This window comes from Streptomyces sp. NPDC057854 (assembly GCF_042797055.1).
Taxonomy (GTDB): Bacteria; Actinomycetota; Actinomycetes; order Streptomycetales; family Streptomycetaceae; genus Streptomyces.
The window spans coordinates 127410-144218 of sequence record NZ_JBHVMF010000002.1; the positions used below are offsets into that span (position 1 = coordinate 127410).

Sequence of the window (16809 nt, forward strand, 5' to 3'; positions counted from 1 at the left end):
GACACGCCAGTTGGGGCGAAGAGACCCATGTCTCACTTTCCCAAAATCGGACATACGCCCCTGAAACGGCCTCACTTCTCCGACGAAGGGACCGTCAGTTCCAGGCTCTGACCAGGGAGGATGAGATCCGGGTCGGTGCCGACCGTCTGGCGGTTGGCGTCGTAGAGGGCATCCCAGCCACCCGGAAGGTCGTTCGCCTGCGCGATCTCCGACAGGGAGTCACCCGGCCGCACGGTGTAGGCGTCAGCCTCGTCCGCGTTGACGGGGGTTGATACGACCTTGTCCGCAGCTGCGGCATGTCGCCCGGATTCCTGACTGGTGTCCGACTTGCCGGTTTCCTCCGGGGCGGCCTCGCCCCGGTGCTTGCCCGTCCCGGGCGCGGCCGACGCCACGTCAGACCCCTCCGTGCCGGGGGCCGCCGGGGTGGTGGGCGCCACGGGGGCGCCCGAGCCGTCCGGGGTGCCGACCGGGGCCTCGGGCGTGCCCGTGGAGGCGTCCGGGGCGCCGGGCGCGGTGGTCGCCGGCAGCGGCGTGACGCCGACCCCGGGGGCCGTGGGCGCGGTGGACGTGTCGGGGGAGGTGGGAGAGGTGGGCTTCGCCGGGGCCGTGGCGGACCCCGACGGCGCCTTCCGCGCCTCCTCCGTCTCCGCGGCCGTCTCCGCGGTCTCCGCCCGCCCCGTGGAGTCGGCCGGCGTGGTGGCCGGGGCGGACGTCTCCGCGGTCTCCCCGGCCGCCGGGCGCTCGGCGGGGGCGGTGGCGGTGTCGGTGCCGGCGGGCGTGCCGCCGGTGCGGTTCGACTCGGGCGCCACGCCGCCCTCTTCCTCCCGCGGGACCACGGGGCCGGGGTGCACGCCGGTCGCCTCGCCGTCGTTCTCCAGGCCGGCGATGGGGGCGCAGGTGGCCCAGGCGGTGCTGCCGGAGGCCAGGGCCCGCTCGGCGACGGTGATCTGCTGGGCGCGGCTGGCGAGGTCGGGGCTGGTGGCGTACGCGAGTCCGCCGTGCCGCTCCCACAGCTCCTGCGTCATCTGGAGCCCGCCGAAGGCCCCGTTGCCGAGGTTGGCGCTCCACTGGCCCCCGGACTCGCAGGCGGCGACGCGGTCCCAGGTGGCCGCGTCGGCGGCGGAGGCGGATCCGGTGGCGAGCAGCGGGAGCGCCAGGGCGGATCCGGTCACTCCGGCGGTGACGACGATCGCGGGAGCCTGGCGGGGTCGACGGTGTCGTCCGTTTCCGGAAAGCATGTCGGGGCCTTTCGCGTGACGGCGGGTCGGCGGTGACGCCTGGGACGGCCGGGGTCGGGCCGAACGTTGGCGCGAACGTAGCCGCATTCGAACGTCCGTCACAAGTCGATGGCCGCGCGATCACGTGAAGATCACATTTCTGATCCTCCGTCACCCGCCGTGCGGGGGTGCGGACGGGGTGCGGATGGGGTGAACTCGACCGGAAGCGTGCGCAATCCGCGCATGATGAGCCCGCCGCGCCACCGCAGTTCGTCCGGATCGGCGCCGAGCCGCAGGTCGGGCAGGCGGGTCAGGAGGGTGGCGAGCGCGGTCTGGCCCTCCAGCCGGGCGAGCGGCGCGCCCAGGCAGTAGTGGATGCCGTGCCCGTACCCGAGGTGCTGGTTGTCGGTGCGGGCGAGGTCGAGGGTGTCCGGGGCGCCGAAGCGGTCCGGGTCGCGGTCGGCCGCCGCGAGGACGACGAGGACGGGGTCGCCGGCCGGGACGGCCTGGCCGCCGAGGGTGAGGTCGGTGGTGGCGTACCGCCAGGTCGCCAGCTCCACCGGCCCGTCGTAGCGGAGCAGTTCCTCGACGCCGGTCTCCAGGAGCCCGGTCTCGCCGGCGGCGAGCGAGGACTGGAGGAGGGCGCGCTGCTCCGGGTTGCGGAGCAGGGCGTAGGTGCCGTTGCCGATGAGGTTGATGGTCGTCTCGAAGCCGGCGAAGAGCAGCACGAAGCACATGGCGACGGCCTCGGCCTCGGTGAGGTGGTCGCCGTGGTCGGAGGCGCGGATCAGCCCGGAGATGAGGTCGTCCGCGCCCTCCTCGCCGAGGGTCTGCCGCTTGCGGTGGATCAGCTCCGCCAGGTATCCGCGGATCTTCTTCACCGACCGCGCGACCCCGCCCCGGGGTCCTCCGCCGTGCCGGATCATCATCCCGGCCCAGTCGCGGAAGTCGTCCTGGTCCTCGGCGGGGACGCCGAGCATGTCGCAGATGGCGTAGATGGGCAGCGGGAAGGCGTACTCGTGGATGAGGTCGGCGCTCCCCCGCTCCGCGAAGGAGTCGATGAGCCGGTCCGCCAGCTCCTGCACGCGCGGCGCGAAGGCGGCGACCCGGCGCGGGGTGAACGCCTTGGACACGAGCCGCCGCAGCCGGGTGTGGTCCGGCGGGTCGATGTTGAGCAGGTGGGTCATCAGGCCGGCGCTGCGCTCGCCCGGGATGCCCGTCTTGCCGGGTTCGGCGTGGTGCACGGGGTTCTTGGAGAGCCGCTGGTCGGCGAGGGCCTGCCGGGCGTCCGCGTACCGGGTGACGAGCCACGCCTCGACGCCGCTGGGGAGGGTGGTGCGGTGCACGGGCGCGTGCTCGCGCAGCCAGGCGTACGCCGGGTAGGGGTCGCTCGCGAACTCCCAGCTGAAGAGGGCGGGGACGGGCCCTTCACCGGTTCCGGAGACCGGGCAGCCGGCCGGGGCGGGGTCCGTGCGGTGCGTTCCCGGCGTACCGGACGCCTCCGGCGTACGGGGTGTACGGGGCTCATGGGGCGTGCCGGGCGTCGGGGCGGGTCCTTCACTCACGCCCCGACCGTACCGTCCGGTCCCCGGCGGCCCCGCGGCCGACCTGACGTCATCACCGCCCGGTGATCACGCCGTGACGGCGCGTGCCCTACATTGCCCGCGTGGACCTCCCCTTGCTGAGAAGCACGTTCGCGGTCGTCGAGAGACGGGCCGAGCACGCCGTCACGTACTTCTACTCGCACCTGTTCTGGCGCAACCCGGGCGTGCGGGAGCTCTTCCCGGAGGACATGGGCCCGCAGCGGGACCGGCTGTTCGCCGCACTCACCTATGTGGTGACCGCGCTGGACGAGCCCGGGCTGGCCGCCTACCTGGGGCGGCTGGGCCGCGACCACCGCAAGTTCCTCGCCACGCCCGCGCTCTACGCGGCGGTCGGCGAGAGCCTGCTGGCCGCCTTCGCGCACGCGGCGGGGTCGGCGTGGACGGTGGAGGCGGAGAAGGCCTGGACGGAGGCGTACGGGCGGGTCGCGGAGCTGATGCTGCGGGGCGCGGAGGAGTCCGCGGCGGCCGGGGATCCCGCGTGGTGGGACGCGGACGTCGTCGGGCACCGGCGGCACGGCGGCGACCTGGCGGTGCTGACCCTCCGCCCGCGCCGCCCGTTCCCCTATCTCCCGGGCCAGTACGCCGGCGTCAGCTCGCTCCGGGTGCCGCGCGTGTGGCGCACGTACTCGCTCGGCAACGCGCCCCGCGCGGACGGCACGCTCGACCTGCACGTGAGCCGGGTCCGGGGCGGGGCGATGAGCACGGCGCTGGTGGACGAGGTCCGGCCGGGCGAGACGCTGCGGCTGAGCGCGGCCGGCGGCGCGGCGGTGGCGGCGACGGCGCCGGGCGGGCTCCGTACCTATATATGCGCGGGTACGGGCTGGGCGCCGGTCAAGGCGCTGCTGGAGGAGGCGGCCGGCGCGGACCCGGCGGCCGAGGGCCGGATCTTCATGGTGGCGCGCTCCCGCGAGTACCTGTACGGGCGGGCGGACCTGGAGCGGCTGGCCGCGCGGCTGCCGGGGCTGCGCGTCACCCTGATCACCGCGGCCCCCCGCCACCACCGGGACCAGGCGACCGAGCGGCTGCTGACGGCGCTGCGGTCCTGCGGGCGCTGGCCGGACCACGACGTGCACCTGGCCGGTCCGCCCGGTTTCCTCGCCGAGGTCACGGAGGTCCTGGAGGAGCTGGGCGCGGATCCGGCCCGCACCCGCCACGACGTCCTGCCGCCGGCCGGCCGGTTCGGTACCCGCCCGGCCTCCCGTGCCGAGTGGCTGCTCCAGCCGCCGGCGGTCCGCTGGCACGACCCGGCGGCCCGGGCCCCCGGCGGGTTCTGACGCCGTCAGCGGCGCGCGAGCCCGCGCCGGGTGAGCTCCGGGGTCTCCGGCTGCCGCGCCTCCACCTCCGCCTTGAGGTCGGCGAGGGTCTGTGCGGCGAGCTCCCGGCGCCAGGCCAGCTCGCCGCGGCGCATGGCCCGGGAGATGGCGCAGGTCGCGCGGTAGTCGACGCCGGCCCGGCCGTCCGGGCCCTGCCGCAGGATCTCCTGGCAGCGGAACGCGTCCTGCGGCCCCTCGATCGCGGTCACCACGTCGAGGACCGTGATGTCACCGGGGGCGCGGGCGAGCCGGAAGCCGCCGCGCGGGCCGGTGGTGGAGGTGAGGATCCCGGCCCGGACGAGGGCCTGGAGCTGCTTGTTGAGGTAGGCCGCGGGCAGGGCGTGGAAGGCGGCGAGCCGGGTCGCCGTGACCGCCGCCCCGTCCTCGGCCCAGGCCAGGTTGAGGCAGCTGTGCAGCGCCCACTCGACGCCCTCGCTCATCTGCATGTTCTGGATACTACCCATCCGGGATCCGGGGCGGCGGGCCGTCCGCCGCGGGCCTCACAGCTCTTCGGCCGCCCGGATCGCGTCCCGGTACGCCCGGGCCGCCGCCCGCAGCGCCGCCTCCGGGTCGACGCCCTCGGCCTCCGCGCGGACCGCCAGGGCCAGCAGTTCGTAGCCGATGCCGGTGCCCTCCGGGAGCGGCACGCCGAGACCGGCCGTGCGGACCCGGCTCGCGAGCTTCGCGGCCAGCGCCAGCCCCGGCTGCCCGACCGGCACCCCGTCGGTCACCGACTCCCGGCCCTTCTCGACGGCCTTCGCGGCCAGCCAGTGGGCGCGCACGTCCTCCGGGGTCTCGGCGGTCTCGTCGCCGAAGATGTGCGGGTGGCGCTGGATCAGCTTCTCCACCAGGGTCCCGGCCACGTCGTCGACGGAGAACGGCTCCTCGGCGTCCTCCTCGGCGATCCGCGCGTGGAAGACGACCTGGAGCAGGACGTCCCCCAGCTCCTCGCGCAGCTCGTGCCGGTCGCCGGCCTCGATCGCCTCGACCAGCTCGTACGCCTCCTCGATGGCGTACTTGGCGAGGCCCCGGTGCGTCTGGAGCGAGGACCAGGGGCAGCGGCGGCGGATGACGTCCATGACCTGGACGAGGTCGAGGAGGCGGGCGCCCGGCAGGTCGTACGAGCCGGGCAGCAGCTCCAGGTCGGGCATGGCGACCCGGCCGGACCCGGCCAGCCGCGCCAGCCCGTCGGTGAGCGCGCCGTCGCCCTCGCCGGAGGGCAGCACCAGGACGGTACGGCCTCCGGCGCAGGCGGCGACCAGCTCCTCCGCGGTGGGGCGGGCGTGCTCGACGGCGACGCCCGCCTCCCGCAGGTAGGGCAGCTGGGGGTGGTGCTCGTCGGGGCAGAGGACCCGGTCGGCGCTCCGCAGCGCCTCCCAGGCGGGCCAGGACAGCAGTCCGGGCGCCACCCGGTGGCTGGCGGTGAGCAGGACGACGCGGCCGGGGTTCTCGGAAGTCACCCTTCGAACCTACCCCGGGCGCGGGGTCAGCCCGGCAGCTGCTCCGCCCCCGCGGCGCCCTGCCCCTGGGTGACCCTGGTCAGCCAGGGGGCGGTGGCGGCGCCGGTGTCGAGCTGGACCTTGGTGTCGTCCCAGGCGCCGTAGCGCGGGTTCACGTCGATGTCGAGGGACTTCGACGCGGCGGCGAACAGCTCCTGGAGCTTCTGCTGGCCCTCGGGGGTCTCGGTGATCCCCTGCTTCTCGATGATCTTCGTCATGAGGACGTTGCGCCGGACGACGTCGTCGATCTGGCCGGGGGCGACGCCCTGCTGCTGGAGGAGGACGGCCTCCAGGCCCTCCTCGCCGCCGTTCTCCCGGACGAACGCCTCGCGGGTCTCCTGGAGTTCGGCGCGGCTGGCGGAGACGCCCTGGTCGGCGGCGACCCGGCCGAGGATGCGGTCGAAGATCATGCCGTTGAGCTTCTGCCGGCCGAGGTCGCCGGTCGCGGCGATCAGCTGGGCGGCCTGCGGGGACGCCGACTGGGCGTCCCGGGCGGCCTTCACCTCGGCCTGGAGGCTCGCGACGTCGATCCGCTCGCCCCCGACGACCGCCGCCGCCCCTGGATGGGCCTCGCCGCCGCACGCGGTGAGCAGCGGGGCCGCGGCGAGGAGCGCGGCGGAGAGGACGAGCGCGGTGCGGCGGGGCGCGGAGCGGGCGTGGCGGCGGTCGCGGCGGTGCAAAGGAGCCTCCCGGGCTGGTCGTGCGTCAGTTGGACGACCTTGCGGTGATCGATGGTAGGGAGTCGCCGGGACCGTAGCCACCACTTCGCGGGGACAACTTCCGCGTCACCGCGTCACCGGGGTCACTTCCGGACGACCGTCTCCCACAACGAGGCACCCGCCGCCCGGGTGTCGGCCCGGGCGTCCTCCTTCTCGCGGCCCGCGTGCGTCTCGGCCACCAGGTAGTGCGGCCGGCGCTTCACCTCGTAGTAGATGCGGCCGACGTACTCGCCGATCAGGCCCACCATGACCATCTGCACGCCGGCCAGCGCGGTCACGGCGACCAGCAGGGTGACGTAGCCGGGCGTGTCGACGCCGTGCGCGAGCGCGTCGGCGACGATCCAGCCGGCGTAGGCGAGGGCGAGCGAGACCAGCAGCAGGCCGAGGTAGACGGCGGCGCGCAGCGGCTTGTTGTTGAAGGAGAGCAGGCCGTCGAGGCCGTAGTTGAGGAGCTTGCCGAAGGTCCACTTGGACCGGCCCTCCTCGCGCACCGCGTTCTCGTAGGCGAAGGTCGTGGTGCGGAACCCGACCCAGGAGAACAGGCCCTTCGAGAAGCGGTTGTATTCGCCGAGCCCGAGGATCGCGTCCACCGTGCGCCGCGACAACAGCCGGAAGTCGCCGACGCCGTCGACGAGTTCCACGTCGACGAGCCGGTTGATCGCCCAGTAGTAGAGGCGGGCGGTGAGGGTGCGGGTGACCCGGTCGCCCTCGCGGGTGCGGCGGGCGACGACCTGGTCGTACCCCTCGGCGTGCAGCGCGACCATCCGGTGCACCAGCTCCGGCGGGTGCTGGAGGTCGGCGTCCATGATGACGACGGCGTCGCCGGCCGCGTGCCGGAGGCCGGCCAGCATGGCGGCCTCCTTGCCGAAGTTGCGGCTGAAGGAGACGAAGCGGACCCGGGCGGGGTCGGCGGCGGCGAGGTCCCGCAGGATCGGGAGGGTCCGGTCGCGGCTTCCGTCGTCCACGTAGACGATCTCGAACTCGCCCTCCAGGGCGTCGAGTTCCTTCGTCACATGGGAGTGGAAGCGGGCGAGGACGTCCTCCTCGTTGAAGCAGGGGACGACGAGAGAGAGCAGCACACCCGACACCCAAAGGCAGACCGGTGACCCGCCCGCCCCCCACGGGTGACGGCGGAGCGACCATTGCGTGAACTGCCCCGCGGCGGCGGTCCGGAGCCCCTCCGGCGCTGCGATATTCGACCCGCCATGCGAACTGCTCTGCGAATCCGTCCCACCGCCGCCACCGCCGGCACCCCCGCGGACCCGGCCGCCCCGCGCCGCGCCACGGCCGCCGCCTGCGCCCTCGCCGGGCTGCTCGCCGCCGCCGCCGTCTGCGCGGGCGACGCCGCCGCCCGGGTCTTCCCCTTCGGCCCGCGCCACCGGTCCGTGAACGACCTGGCGAACCAGTTCCTCCCCTTCCACACCCACCTGTGGGACCTGCTGCACGGCCGCGCCGACGGCGGCCCGCTGCTGAACTGGCAGGCGGGCTGGGGCACCAGCTTCCTCCCCGACTACGGCACCTACCTGTCCAGCCCGCTGGCGCCCCTCGTCGCCCTGGCGCCCCGCGCGGACGTCGAACACGCCCTCTACGCGCTCACCGTCCTCAAGACCGCCCTGGCCGCCGCCGCCACCGCGTTCCTCCTGCGCCGCCTCTCCACCGCCCCCGCCTGGTGGTGGCCGGCCGCCCTCGGCGCCGGCTACGCCCTGTGCGGCTGGTCGCTCACCGAGGCCACCTACAACCCGATGTGGCTGGACGGCCTGATCGCCTTCCCGCTGCTGTGCCTGGTCGCCGAATGGGCCCGCGAGGGCGTCCGCCCGCTGCTGTCCGTGCTCACCGTCGCGGTCTGCTGGACGGCGAACTTCTACACCGCCTACATGGCGACCCTCGGCGCCGCCCTCTTCCTCCTCGCCCGCCTGGCGACGGCCGGCCCGCTCCGCCCGCGCCCGCCGCTGCGCGCCGCGCTGTCCGCGCTCCTCGGCGTCGGCCTCGCCGCGCCCGTGCTCCTCCCCGTCCTGCTGTCGACCCGGCAGGCGCACCCCGGCGTCGTCCGAGACTTCGCGGCGGCGGATCCGGCCGACGTGCTGGCCCGGCTGCTGCCGGGGACGTACGCCTTCTCCAGCCCCGCCGCGTTCGTCGCCGCCCCGGTGCTGCTGCTCGCGGCGACGCTCGCCTTCCGGCGGGACGTGCCGGGCCGGGAGCGGTGGGTGTGGACCGGCCTCGTCCTCGGCGTCCTGCTCTCCCTCCAGTGGGGGCCCACCCACCTGGTGTGGCACCTCTTCGCCACGCCCAACGGCAGCCCGTACCGCCAGACCTTCGTCCTGTGCGGCCTGCTCGTCATCGCCGCCCACACCGGACTCGCGCACGGCCCGCCCGGCCGCCGGGCCCTCGCCGGCGGCGCCGCCGCGGTCCTCGCGCTGACCGCCGGCGCCCTCCCCAGCGCGCTCGCCACCCGGCCCGCGCTGCTCCTCGGCGCCGCCGGGCTCGCCGCCGCGGCGGGCGCCCTCGCGCTCCCCCGCAGCCGCCGGTACGCCGTCGTCGCCGCGCTGCTCGTCACCGGCACCGTCCTCGGCCAGGCCGCCGCGACCACCGCGTACGCCGACCGCGCGCGCCTCGGGCACCTCGACGACTACCCGCCCGTCGGCCCGGAGCAGCAGCGCCGGGCGGCGGCCCTCGCGGCGGCCGGCGGCTGGCCCGCGTACCGCACCGACTCCGGCCGGCCCCAGGTCGCCGGCAACGACCCGCTGCTCCTCGGCGGCCAGGGTGCCGCCTACTACAGCAGCCACACCCCCGCCGTCCTCACCGACCTGCTCACCGCCCTCGGCGGCGGCTGGACCTCGCGCGGCCGGAACCTGCAGAGCCTCGACAACCCGGTGACGGACGCGCTGTTCGCGGTCGGCGCCCGGTGGCGCGACGGCGCGGTCGTCCGGCCGGCGGCCCGGCTGCCGCTGGTGACGGTACGGCCCCCCGGGGCCGCGCCGGTCCTCGGCCCCGACCCGTTCCGCAACCAGGAACTCCTCCTCGGCGCCCCGGTCTACACCCGCCCCGCGGGCACCGGCCCCTGCCCGGTGGGCACGGAGGTGTTCCTGTGGGCCCCGGAGCGCACCGGCGAGGCCCGGCTCGGCGCCGGCGCCCCGGTCCGGCTGCTCGGCGGCGGCCCCCGGCGGCGGGCCGCGATGACGTCGCTGGGCGTCCAGCGCGCCCCCGGCGACCGGCCGGAGGTCCCGGCGGGCAAGGGCCCGGCCGCGCTCGGCTGCCTGGACCACGACCGGCTCGGGGCGGCGGTGACCGCCCTCCGGGACCGGGCCGCCGACGCCGTGGACACCACGGCGGCGGGGCTCACCGCCCGCCTCCCGGCGGGCACGACCGGCACCGTGGTGGTGGCCGCCCCCGCGATCCCCGGCTGGACCTGCGAGGGCGGCGCGCCGGAGCCGTACGCGGGCCTGCTGGCCGTGCGGGTCACCGGAGCGTCCGGCGTGAGCTGCGCCTTCCGCCCTCCGGGACTGCTGCCCGGCCTGGCGGTGGCGGGGGCGTCGCTCCTGGCGCTCGCGGCGGCGGCCGTGCTGCGGAACCGTCAGCCCTGCCGGCCGAGTTGGCGCTGGTGGTCCAGGACGCGGCGCAGTTCCGCCGCAGGCGGGTGGTAGGGGCCGTACAGCCGCTCGGTGTCGAGGAGCAGCCGGTGCAGTTCCGCCCGGCCCTCCTCGTGCCGTCCGGTCGCGAGGAGCAGCAGCCCGGTGCGGCGCCGGACGTCGAAGGCCCGGCCGGGGTCCTGGGCGGGGCCCTGCTCGAAGGCGGGGAGGACGGCGCGGAAGGCGGCCAGCGCGTCGGCGGTCTCGCCGAGCTGTTCCAGGCAGAGCGCGATGTCGTAGCGGAACTGGGCGTTGCCGGGGTCGTCGGCGGCGAGCCGGCGCAGTTCGGGCAGGGCGCGGCGGTACTGCCCGTCGTCGAGGAGGGTGGAGGCGTACTGCTTGCGCAGGATCCGGACGACCGGGGACGCCTCGCCGTGCGCGGCGGCGGCGGCCGGGAGGATCCCGCCGAGCAGGTCGACGGCCTGGGTGAGGGCGCCCTCGCCGAGGAGCCGCTTCACCTCCTCCACGGTGCCGGCGACGTCCGCGCCGCGGGGCGCGGCGGCGGGCACCGGCGGCGGGGCCGGGGCGGGGGCGGCGACGCGGGGGTCGGTGACGGCGGGGCGGGCGGCCGGGACGGGGGGCGGGGCCGGGGCCTGGGCGGCGGCCGGGCGGGGGGCGGCGGGCCAGGGGGCGTGCGGGCGGAGGAAGGGGCGGGTGGGGTCGAGGGGGCCGGAGGGGGTGCCGCGCGCGGGGAGCAGCGGCAGCAGCGTCTCGTACACCTCGTGGGCGCCGGAGGGGCGGGCGGCGGGGTCCTTGGCGAGGAGGCGCAGGACGAGGGCCTCCAGGGCGGCGGGGACCTCGGGGCGGACCTGGCGGAGCGGGAGGGGCGGCTCGTACAGGTGGCGGTGGAGGACGCCGAGGGCGGTGGAGCCGGCGAACGGCACGTTCCCGGAGAGGAGTTCGTGGAGCAGGACGCCGAGGGCGTAGAGGTCGGTCTGCGGGCCGACGGCGCCGCCCATGGCCTGTTCGGGCGCCATGTAGGCGGGGCTGCCGATGGGTTCGCCGGTGTGGGTGAGGCGGGTGGTGTCGGAGTCGAGGACGGAGGCGACGCCGAGGTCGAGGACGGTGACGGTGCCGTCGGGGCGGACCATCACGTTCCGCGGTTTGAGGTCGCGGTGGACGATCGGCACGGCGTGGACGGCGGCGAGGACCGCGCAGAGCTGGGCGGCGACGCAGACGGCCCACTCCCAGGGGTAGGGGTCGTGCTCGGCGAGGTGGTCGGCGAGGTCGGCGCCGTCGACGTACTGCATGACGAGGTACAGGTCGTCGGCGTCGCTGCCGGCGTCGTGGACGGTGACGAGGCCGGGGTGGTCGACGTGGGCGGTGACCCGGCACTCGCGGACGAAGCGGCGGCGCAGTTCCTCGGCGGCGGTGGCGGGGCCGGTGAGGGCGGCGGGGCTGAGGAGCTTGACGGCGACCCGGCGGTCGAGCCGGGTGTCGTACGCGGTCCACACCTGGCCCATGCCGCCCTGGCCGATGACGGTGGCGAGCTCGTACCGTCCGCCGACGACCCGGCCGTTCACTTCTCCCCTTCCTTGCGGAGGAGGTCGCTGAGCTCGTCCAGTTCGGCGCGGACCTGGTCGATGCGGGGGGTGGGCGGGGGCGTCGGGAGGGTCGCGGGGGGCGTGGCGGCGTACGGGTTGGGCGCGGTGGGCGGGGTCTGCGGGGTCTGCGGCGCGTAGGGGCCGGGGGCGGTGACGGCGGTCGCCGGGTTCACCGGCAGGGGGTGCGCGGGCGCCGGGGCCACGGGCGGGTAGCCGTACGCGGGCGCGTGCGGGAGCGGGTGGGGTCCGGGTGCGGCGGGCGCGCGGTGGTGCCGGATGTCGGCGGCCAGGTAGTGGGCGGTGACGGCGGCGCCCATGGCGAGGATCAGGCCGGCGCCGAGGTCGCTCAGCCAGGAGTCCGCGTACTTCTCCTGGAGGAGCACGAAGCAGCCGGCGGTGGCGGCCAGCTGGGTCCAGAAGAGGACCCAGTCGAGGGCGCGGCGGCGCATGATGGCGAGGCGGAGCATCGCCACCCAGGCGAGCAGTCCGAGGGAGAGCACGACGCCGGCCGCCATGAGGACGCGGACGGCGACGGTGCCGGCGGACGGGCCGCCGGGTCTCGGCGCGGGAGCGGCGGGCATCTGTCCGTACATGCGAGTTCCCCCCAGGGACGGCTGATCTCGCTACGAGAGTAGCCCCGCCGCTACCCGGGCTGAACGCTTCCGTCCGCGAGGCCGTCGTAGAGGCCCTGGAGGAGTTGTTCGCCGAGCCGGGCGGTGAGCCGCAGGGCCTCCTCGAAGTCGGCGAGGGCGCGGTAGCGCTCGCCGTGTCCGCGCTGGTCGGCGAGGGGGAGCCGGGGCAGCTGGAGGCGGCGGACGTCGAGCCGGGTGGCGGTGGAGGCGAAGCTGCTGGCCTGCCGGTTGTTGGCGGTGCCGCGGAGGAATCCGGCGAGGAACCAGGGGTCGAGGGCGTCGGGGTCGGGGCGGAGCAGCTGGAGGCCGCGGCCGAGGGCGGCGCCGGCGGTGGCGGCGTCGACGACGCGGGCGGCGGGGCCGGCGCCGAGGACGGGGACGACCACGTCGCCCTCGCGGACGAGGACGGGTTCCTCGGCCTGGCCGTCGGCGGCCTCGGGGAGGGTGCCGGAGGGGGCGGCGCCGGTGAGCACGTCGTGTTCGGTGAGGACGGGCACCTCGCGGCCGGCGGGGGCGGTGCCCTGGCCGCCGGTGCGGAGCTGGAGGGCGCCGGTGCGGGCGAGTTCGCCGACGGTGGTGAGCGGGCGGGGCGCGGGGCGGGCGGGCGCGGGGGCCGGGGCGAGGGTGCGGGTGCGGACGAGGGTTTCGTCCAGGCGGTCGCGGACGGCGGCGAGTTCGGTGGCGGACCCGCCCGCGTCGGGGGCGGTGAGGTAGCGGGCGGGGGCGAGGTCGACCTCGTCGTCGAGGAGGTCGATGACGGGGACGGCGCGGGCGAGGGTGTCGTCGGCGGCGCGGCCGGCCCAGGCGTCGAGGACCGCGTTCTGCAGGGCGGTCCAGGGCAGTTTGTCGCGGCCGGCGTCGGGGACGAGTCCGGCGGTGTCGACGAAGAGGGTCTCGCCCGGGGGGCGGCGGTCGGCGGCGGGGCGGACGAGGACCCAGAGGTGGAGCGGGATGCCGTACGGGGGCGCGGCGCCGGCCGGGAGGGCGATGACGGCCCGAAGGGCGCCCCGGCGCAGGAGGTCGGCGCGGATGCGGCGGCCGGAGCGGCGGGAGGCAACGGCGGGGGGCATGAGGAGGACGGCGGTGCCGCCGTCGCGGAGCCGGGCCAGGGCGTGCTGGACCCAGGCGAGCTCGGACTCGGTGCGGGCGGGGAAGCCGTACTCCCAGCGGGGGTCGTAGGCGAGTTCGTCGTGGCCCCAGGCGCGTTCGTTGAACGGCGGGTGGGTGAGGACGGTGTCGGCGCGCAGGTCGGGGAAGGCGTCGGCGCGGAGGGTGTCGCCGGCGGCGGAGCGGATGTCGGCGTCGCCGTGGAGGGCGAGGCGGAGGGCGGAGAGGGCGGCCAGCTCGGGGTCGGCGTCCTGGACGGCGAGGGTGGCGGGGTGGGCGGCGGCCCGGAGCAGGCCGCCGGTGCCGGAGGCCGGGTCGAGGAGGACGCCGGCGGGCGGGTCGCCGGCGCTCGCGGTCGCGGCGGCGGCGAGGGCGGCCATCAGTTCGGCGAGCGGCGGCGGGGTGAGCGTGTACTGGCGGGGGTTGGCGTCCAGGTGGCGGCCGAGGAGGAACTCGAAGGCCTGCCGGGGGCCGCCGAGTTCGGCGGCGAGTTCGAGGGCGGCGCGGAAGAGGGGGGCGGCGGGGGCCAGGTCGTCCGCGAGGGGGGTGCGGACGGCGCGGGGGATGCCGAAGCGGACGGTCAGGACCTCTTCGAGGGCGCCGGGCAGGGCCTCGGTGAAGCGGGGGTCGGGGAGGGCGGCGAGGGCGGCGACGCCGGGGGGCCGCTCGCGCAGGAGGAGCAGGACGCAGCCGGTGTGGACGAGGCCGGTGAGGGTGCCGGCGGGGTGGCCGGCGAGCTGCTGCCAGACGCGCTCGCGGAGCGGGACCTCGGCGAGCTTGCCCTGGTCGCGGAGCCAGCGCTCGACCTCGGCGAGGGAGAAGGAGGGGCTGGTCTCGGTGCCGCCCACGGGCTTGGGGAAGTCGGCGTGGCGGCGGCGCCAGTTGCTGACGGCGGCCCTGCCGACGCCCGCGAGGCGGGCGATGCCGGCGGCGGTGACCTCTGTAGCGCTGTCCTCGGGCACCTGCGCCCTCCGTCCTCCCGCTCGTACGACCCGAACCGGTCGATCCATTCGTGAACGACGAGCATACCGACCCGACCCCTTCACAGCGTGTTCCGAGTGGAACCTTGTGAACCTGGTTGACTCGGTTCACAGACTCTGTTGTGATTACGTCATCGAAACACGGAGCCCCCAAGAATTACTCGACACCTGAAAGGTGTTCACAGCCATGTCGAAGTCTCAGACGCAGCGCAGCTGGTTCGCCCGCCACAAGGTCCTCACCGCCGCCGGCGCGGTCGTGGTCGTCGTCGCCGTCGGCGCGGCGATGGGCGGGGGCGGCGACGAGGGGGGCGCCGAGGCGAAGCCCTCGGCGTCGGCGTCCTCGGCCGGGAAGGCGACGGAGGGCGGGGCGCCCGCGTCGAAGGCGCCGGAGAAGAAGGCCGCCGCGATCGACGGCGACGGCGACTTCGAGGTCGGCGCCGACGTGAAGCCGGGCCTGTACCGCTCGACGGGCAACAAGGACGCGATGTGCTACTGGGAGCGCGCGAAGGACGCCAGCGGCGAGGTCGACTCGATCCTCGCGAACGACAACGTGACGGGCACGGCCTACGTCGAGATCAAGAAGAGCGACAAGTTCTTCAAGTCGACGGACTGCTCGGCCTGGGAGGCCGTGGACCCGAAGGCCACCGGCACCCCGGCGGCCACGCTCAAGGGCGACGGCGGCATGTTCAAGGTCGGCGTCGACGTGGCGCCCGGCACCTACAAGTCCACGGGCAACAAGGACGCCGCGTGCTACTGGGAGCGCTCGAAGGACGCCGGCCACGGCACGGACGCGATCCTCGCGAACGACAACGTGACGGGGACGGCGATCGTCAAGATCACCGCCACCGACGGGTACTTCAAGTCGGTCGGCTGCGGCGACTGGACCAAGGCGTCCTGACGCCGCGCGCCGCCCGGGAGGGCCGCGGGCGGCCCGGGGTCAGCCGGCGGCGACCGCGTGCCGCACCCACACGTTGGGCTCGACGTAGACCGCGTATCCGCGCGCGGCCTCGCAGTGGACGGGGACCAGTGCGCCCGGCACCTCCACGGGCCCGTCCGTGTCGAACGGCAGCCCGGTCCACTTCCGCCACTGCTCGACGGAGCCGGAGACCGTCATGGACGCGGGCGCGACCGCCTCGATCCGGCCGCCCGCGCGGACGTGGGCGCGCAGCCACGGGTCCTCCGGCAGCCCGTCGGACTCCCGGGTCCGGAAGGCGTACGTGTGGATGGAGGCGGCGGCGTCCAGGTGCTTGCCGTTGGGCCGGACCGGGGCGACCAGCTCGGCGTAGCCCAGCCGGCGCACGTTCTCCCGCATGGCGGCGAGCATCCGGTGCGAGATCCCGCGCCCCAGGGAGCCGGTGTCGACGGTGACGTCGATCGCGCTGACCGTGTCCGGGACGCGCCCGTGCCGCAGGTCGGAGAAGGCCCACAGCAGCACCTCGTCCCAGCCCCGGTCGGGCAGCGTCCGCCGCCCGTCCTCGTCCAGCCGGAACGGCACGCTGAGGGCGCGGGCGACGACGGCCCCGTCCGCGTCGGTGGCCACGAGCACGTACTCGGGGAAGTCGCGGACGATCCGCCCCACCGAGGCCCACCCGACCGGGTCGTACAGGATGAACTCCGGCCAGAGGTCCTTCATGGACCAGAGCGGCCCTTCGAGGTCCGGCCGCTCGGCGAGCGTGGTGATCGTCAGTTCCTGGTCCATGTCCCGCAGGCTAGGGGTCGCCTGACGGAACGCCAACCGATTATCGGAACGGCCGGTTCAGCCGCCGCACTGCCGGGCCATCGCCGCCTTGTCCGGGGCGGTCACCGGCAGTGCGTACTTCTCCGCCACCTGCGCGAAGCGGACCGCGTAGGCGCAGCGGACGCCCTTGGCGGGCGGCAGCCAGGCGGCCGGGCCGGAGTCGCCCTTGGCGGAGTTGGCGCGGCCCTGCACCGGCAGCAGGTTCAGCGGGTCGTTGGCGAGCCGCTGGCGCTTCGCGCCGGACCAGCGGGAGGCGCCCATCTGCCAGGCGTAGGAGAGCGGGACGACGTGGTCGATCTGGACCTCGGCCGCCTTCTGCTTGCGCCAGTCGATGGTGGTGCCGGTGTACGGGTCGTCCAGCGTCATCGCCACCACCACGCAGTCCGAGCCGTCCCGGAAGCGGAGGTCCCGGCCGTCGCGGCGCAGCAGGTCGTTGCGGGTGTCGCAGCCGTTCCGGGCGAACGGCACGCCGTCGGCCTTGTCGAGCCAGGCGTGCCCGAACGCGTCCCGCGCGTAGCCGGTGCGCGGCCCGCGGCCCTTGGTCGCGAGCCCGTCGATGAGGGTGCGGGCGCGGGCCCGTTCGTCCTCCGCCGTCACCGGCGCGAGGCCCGGCCGCGTACCGTCCGGGTTGCGGAAGGGGCTGGTGACCCGGCCCGCGGGCGCGGCGCCGCCGGACGCCTCCCCGGCGCCGTCGCCGGGCAGGGAGCATCCGGAGAGCAGCACGAGGCCGGCCAGGACGGCGGCGGGAGCCGTGGCGGTGGCGGTGACGGCGGGGGCGGTGGCGCGGGGCGGCTTTCGGCGTATCAGCACCCGGGAATCCTAGGCGTGAA

General features: G+C 75.9%; 14 protein-coding genes. 3 read left to right on the top strand and 11 right to left on the bottom strand.

Annotated features, from left to right (window positions below; genetic code table 11):
• Positions 1-71: 71 nt before the first annotated feature.
• Complete coding sequence (locus tag ACFVQZ_RS04905) at positions 72-1172, bottom strand: transglycosylase family protein (RefSeq protein WP_383619726.1); 1101 nt, start codon at positions 1170-1172, stop codon at positions 72-74.
• 197 nt (positions 1173-1369) lie between these two features.
• Entirely contained in the window at positions 1370-2782 is a 1413-nt protein-coding gene (locus tag ACFVQZ_RS04910; RefSeq protein ID WP_383619728.1) for a cytochrome P450, read from the bottom strand.
• Between the two features lie 101 nt (positions 2783-2883).
• Here ACFVQZ_RS04910 and ACFVQZ_RS04915 point away from each other — a divergent pair, with 101 nt between their 5' ends.
• Positions 2884-4095, top strand: a complete 1212-nt coding sequence (locus tag ACFVQZ_RS04915) for a globin domain-containing protein (protein WP_383619730.1) — start codon at positions 2884-2886, stop codon at positions 4093-4095.
• Positions 4096-4100: 5 nt separating this feature from the next.
• Here the strand turns inward: ACFVQZ_RS04915 and ACFVQZ_RS04920 are convergent, their stop codons facing one another.
• The 4 genes from ACFVQZ_RS04920 to ACFVQZ_RS04935 all read right to left on the bottom strand — a co-directional run bounded on the left by ACFVQZ_RS04920 (position 4101) and on the right by ACFVQZ_RS04935 (position 7431).
• Entirely contained in the window at positions 4101-4580 is a 480-nt protein-coding gene (locus tag ACFVQZ_RS04920; RefSeq protein ID WP_383619732.1) for an RrF2 family transcriptional regulator, read from the bottom strand.
• Positions 4581-4634: 54 nt separating this feature from the next.
• A complete protein-coding gene (locus ACFVQZ_RS04925; protein ID WP_383619734.1) occupies positions 4635-5594 on the bottom strand; it encodes a nucleoside triphosphate pyrophosphohydrolase in 960 nt (319 codons plus the stop codon).
• Positions 5595-5620: 26 nt separating this feature from the next.
• Positions 5621-6313, bottom strand: a complete 693-nt coding sequence (locus ACFVQZ_RS04930; protein WP_383619736.1) for a SurA N-terminal domain-containing protein — start codon at positions 6311-6313, stop codon at positions 5621-5623.
• A gap of 122 nt (positions 6314-6435) precedes the next feature.
• Complete coding sequence (locus ACFVQZ_RS04935) at positions 6436-7431, bottom strand: glycosyltransferase family 2 protein (RefSeq protein WP_036415975.1); 996 nt, start codon at positions 7429-7431, stop codon at positions 6436-6438.
• 126 nt (positions 7432-7557) lie between these two features.
• Between ACFVQZ_RS04935 and ACFVQZ_RS04940 the strand changes: the two genes are divergently transcribed.
• Positions 7558-9993: a YfhO family protein gene (locus ACFVQZ_RS04940; RefSeq protein WP_383619738.1), complete on the top strand. Its 2436-nt coding sequence runs from the start codon at positions 7558-7560 to the stop codon at positions 9991-9993.
• On the opposite strand, the gene ACFVQZ_RS04945 is transcribed toward ACFVQZ_RS04940, so the two are convergent.
• The 3 genes from ACFVQZ_RS04945 to ACFVQZ_RS04955 are packed head-to-tail and all read right to left on the bottom strand — an operon-like array spanning position 9924 to position 14223.
• Entirely contained in the window at positions 9924-11501 is a 1578-nt protein-coding gene (locus ACFVQZ_RS04945; protein WP_383619740.1) for a protein kinase, read from the bottom strand. The two genes, ACFVQZ_RS04940 and ACFVQZ_RS04945, sit on opposite strands and share 70 nt — an antisense overlap.
• Positions 11498-12115: a hypothetical protein gene (locus tag ACFVQZ_RS04950; protein ID WP_030494667.1), complete on the bottom strand. Its 618-nt coding sequence runs from the start codon at positions 12113-12115 to the stop codon at positions 11498-11500. The genes ACFVQZ_RS04945 and ACFVQZ_RS04950 overlap by 4 nt, the downstream gene beginning before the upstream one ends.
• A 50-nt stretch (positions 12116-12165) precedes the next feature.
• On the bottom strand, positions 12166-14223 hold the full coding sequence (locus tag ACFVQZ_RS04955) for an N-6 DNA methylase (RefSeq protein ID WP_383619743.1): 2058 nt from the start codon (positions 14221-14223) through the stop codon (positions 12166-12168).
• Positions 14224-14428: 205 nt separating this feature from the next.
• On the opposite strand from ACFVQZ_RS04955, the gene ACFVQZ_RS04960 reads away from it, so the two are divergent.
• Positions 14429-15139, top strand: a complete 711-nt coding sequence (locus ACFVQZ_RS04960; protein ID WP_030494669.1) for a hypothetical protein — start codon at positions 14429-14431, stop codon at positions 15137-15139.
• Between the two features lie 39 nt (positions 15140-15178).
• Here ACFVQZ_RS04960 and ACFVQZ_RS04965 read toward each other — a convergent pair whose 3' ends face one another.
• A complete protein-coding gene (locus tag ACFVQZ_RS04965) occupies positions 15179-15940 on the bottom strand; it encodes a hypothetical protein (RefSeq protein WP_030494670.1) in 762 nt (253 codons plus the stop codon).
• Positions 15941-15997: 57 nt separating this feature from the next.
• Positions 15998-16789: an HNH endonuclease family protein gene (locus ACFVQZ_RS04970; protein ID WP_383619745.1), complete on the bottom strand. Its 792-nt coding sequence runs from the start codon at positions 16787-16789 to the stop codon at positions 15998-16000.
• Positions 16790-16809 lie beyond the last annotated feature (20 nt).

Bases quoted from the DNA above. Each gene is read 5' to 3' on its own strand.
- ACFVQZ_RS04940 (WP_383619738.1), top strand. From the start codon at position 7,558: ATGCGAACTGCTCTGCGAATCCGTCCCACCGCCGCCACCGCCGGCACC.
- ACFVQZ_RS04950 (WP_030494667.1), bottom strand. From the start codon at position 12,115: ATGTACGGACAGATGCCCGCCGCTCCCGCGCCGAGACCCGGCGGCCCG.
- ACFVQZ_RS04965 (WP_030494670.1), bottom strand. From the start codon at position 15,940: ATGGACCAGGAACTGACGATCACCACGCTCGCCGAGCGGCCGGACCTC.
- ACFVQZ_RS04960 (WP_030494669.1), top strand. From the start codon at position 14,429: ATGTCGAAGTCTCAGACGCAGCGCAGCTGGTTCGCCCGCCACAAGGTC.
- ACFVQZ_RS04920 (WP_383619732.1), bottom strand. From the start codon at position 4,580: ATGCAGATGAGCGAGGGCGTCGAGTGGGCGCTGCACAGCTGCCTCAAC.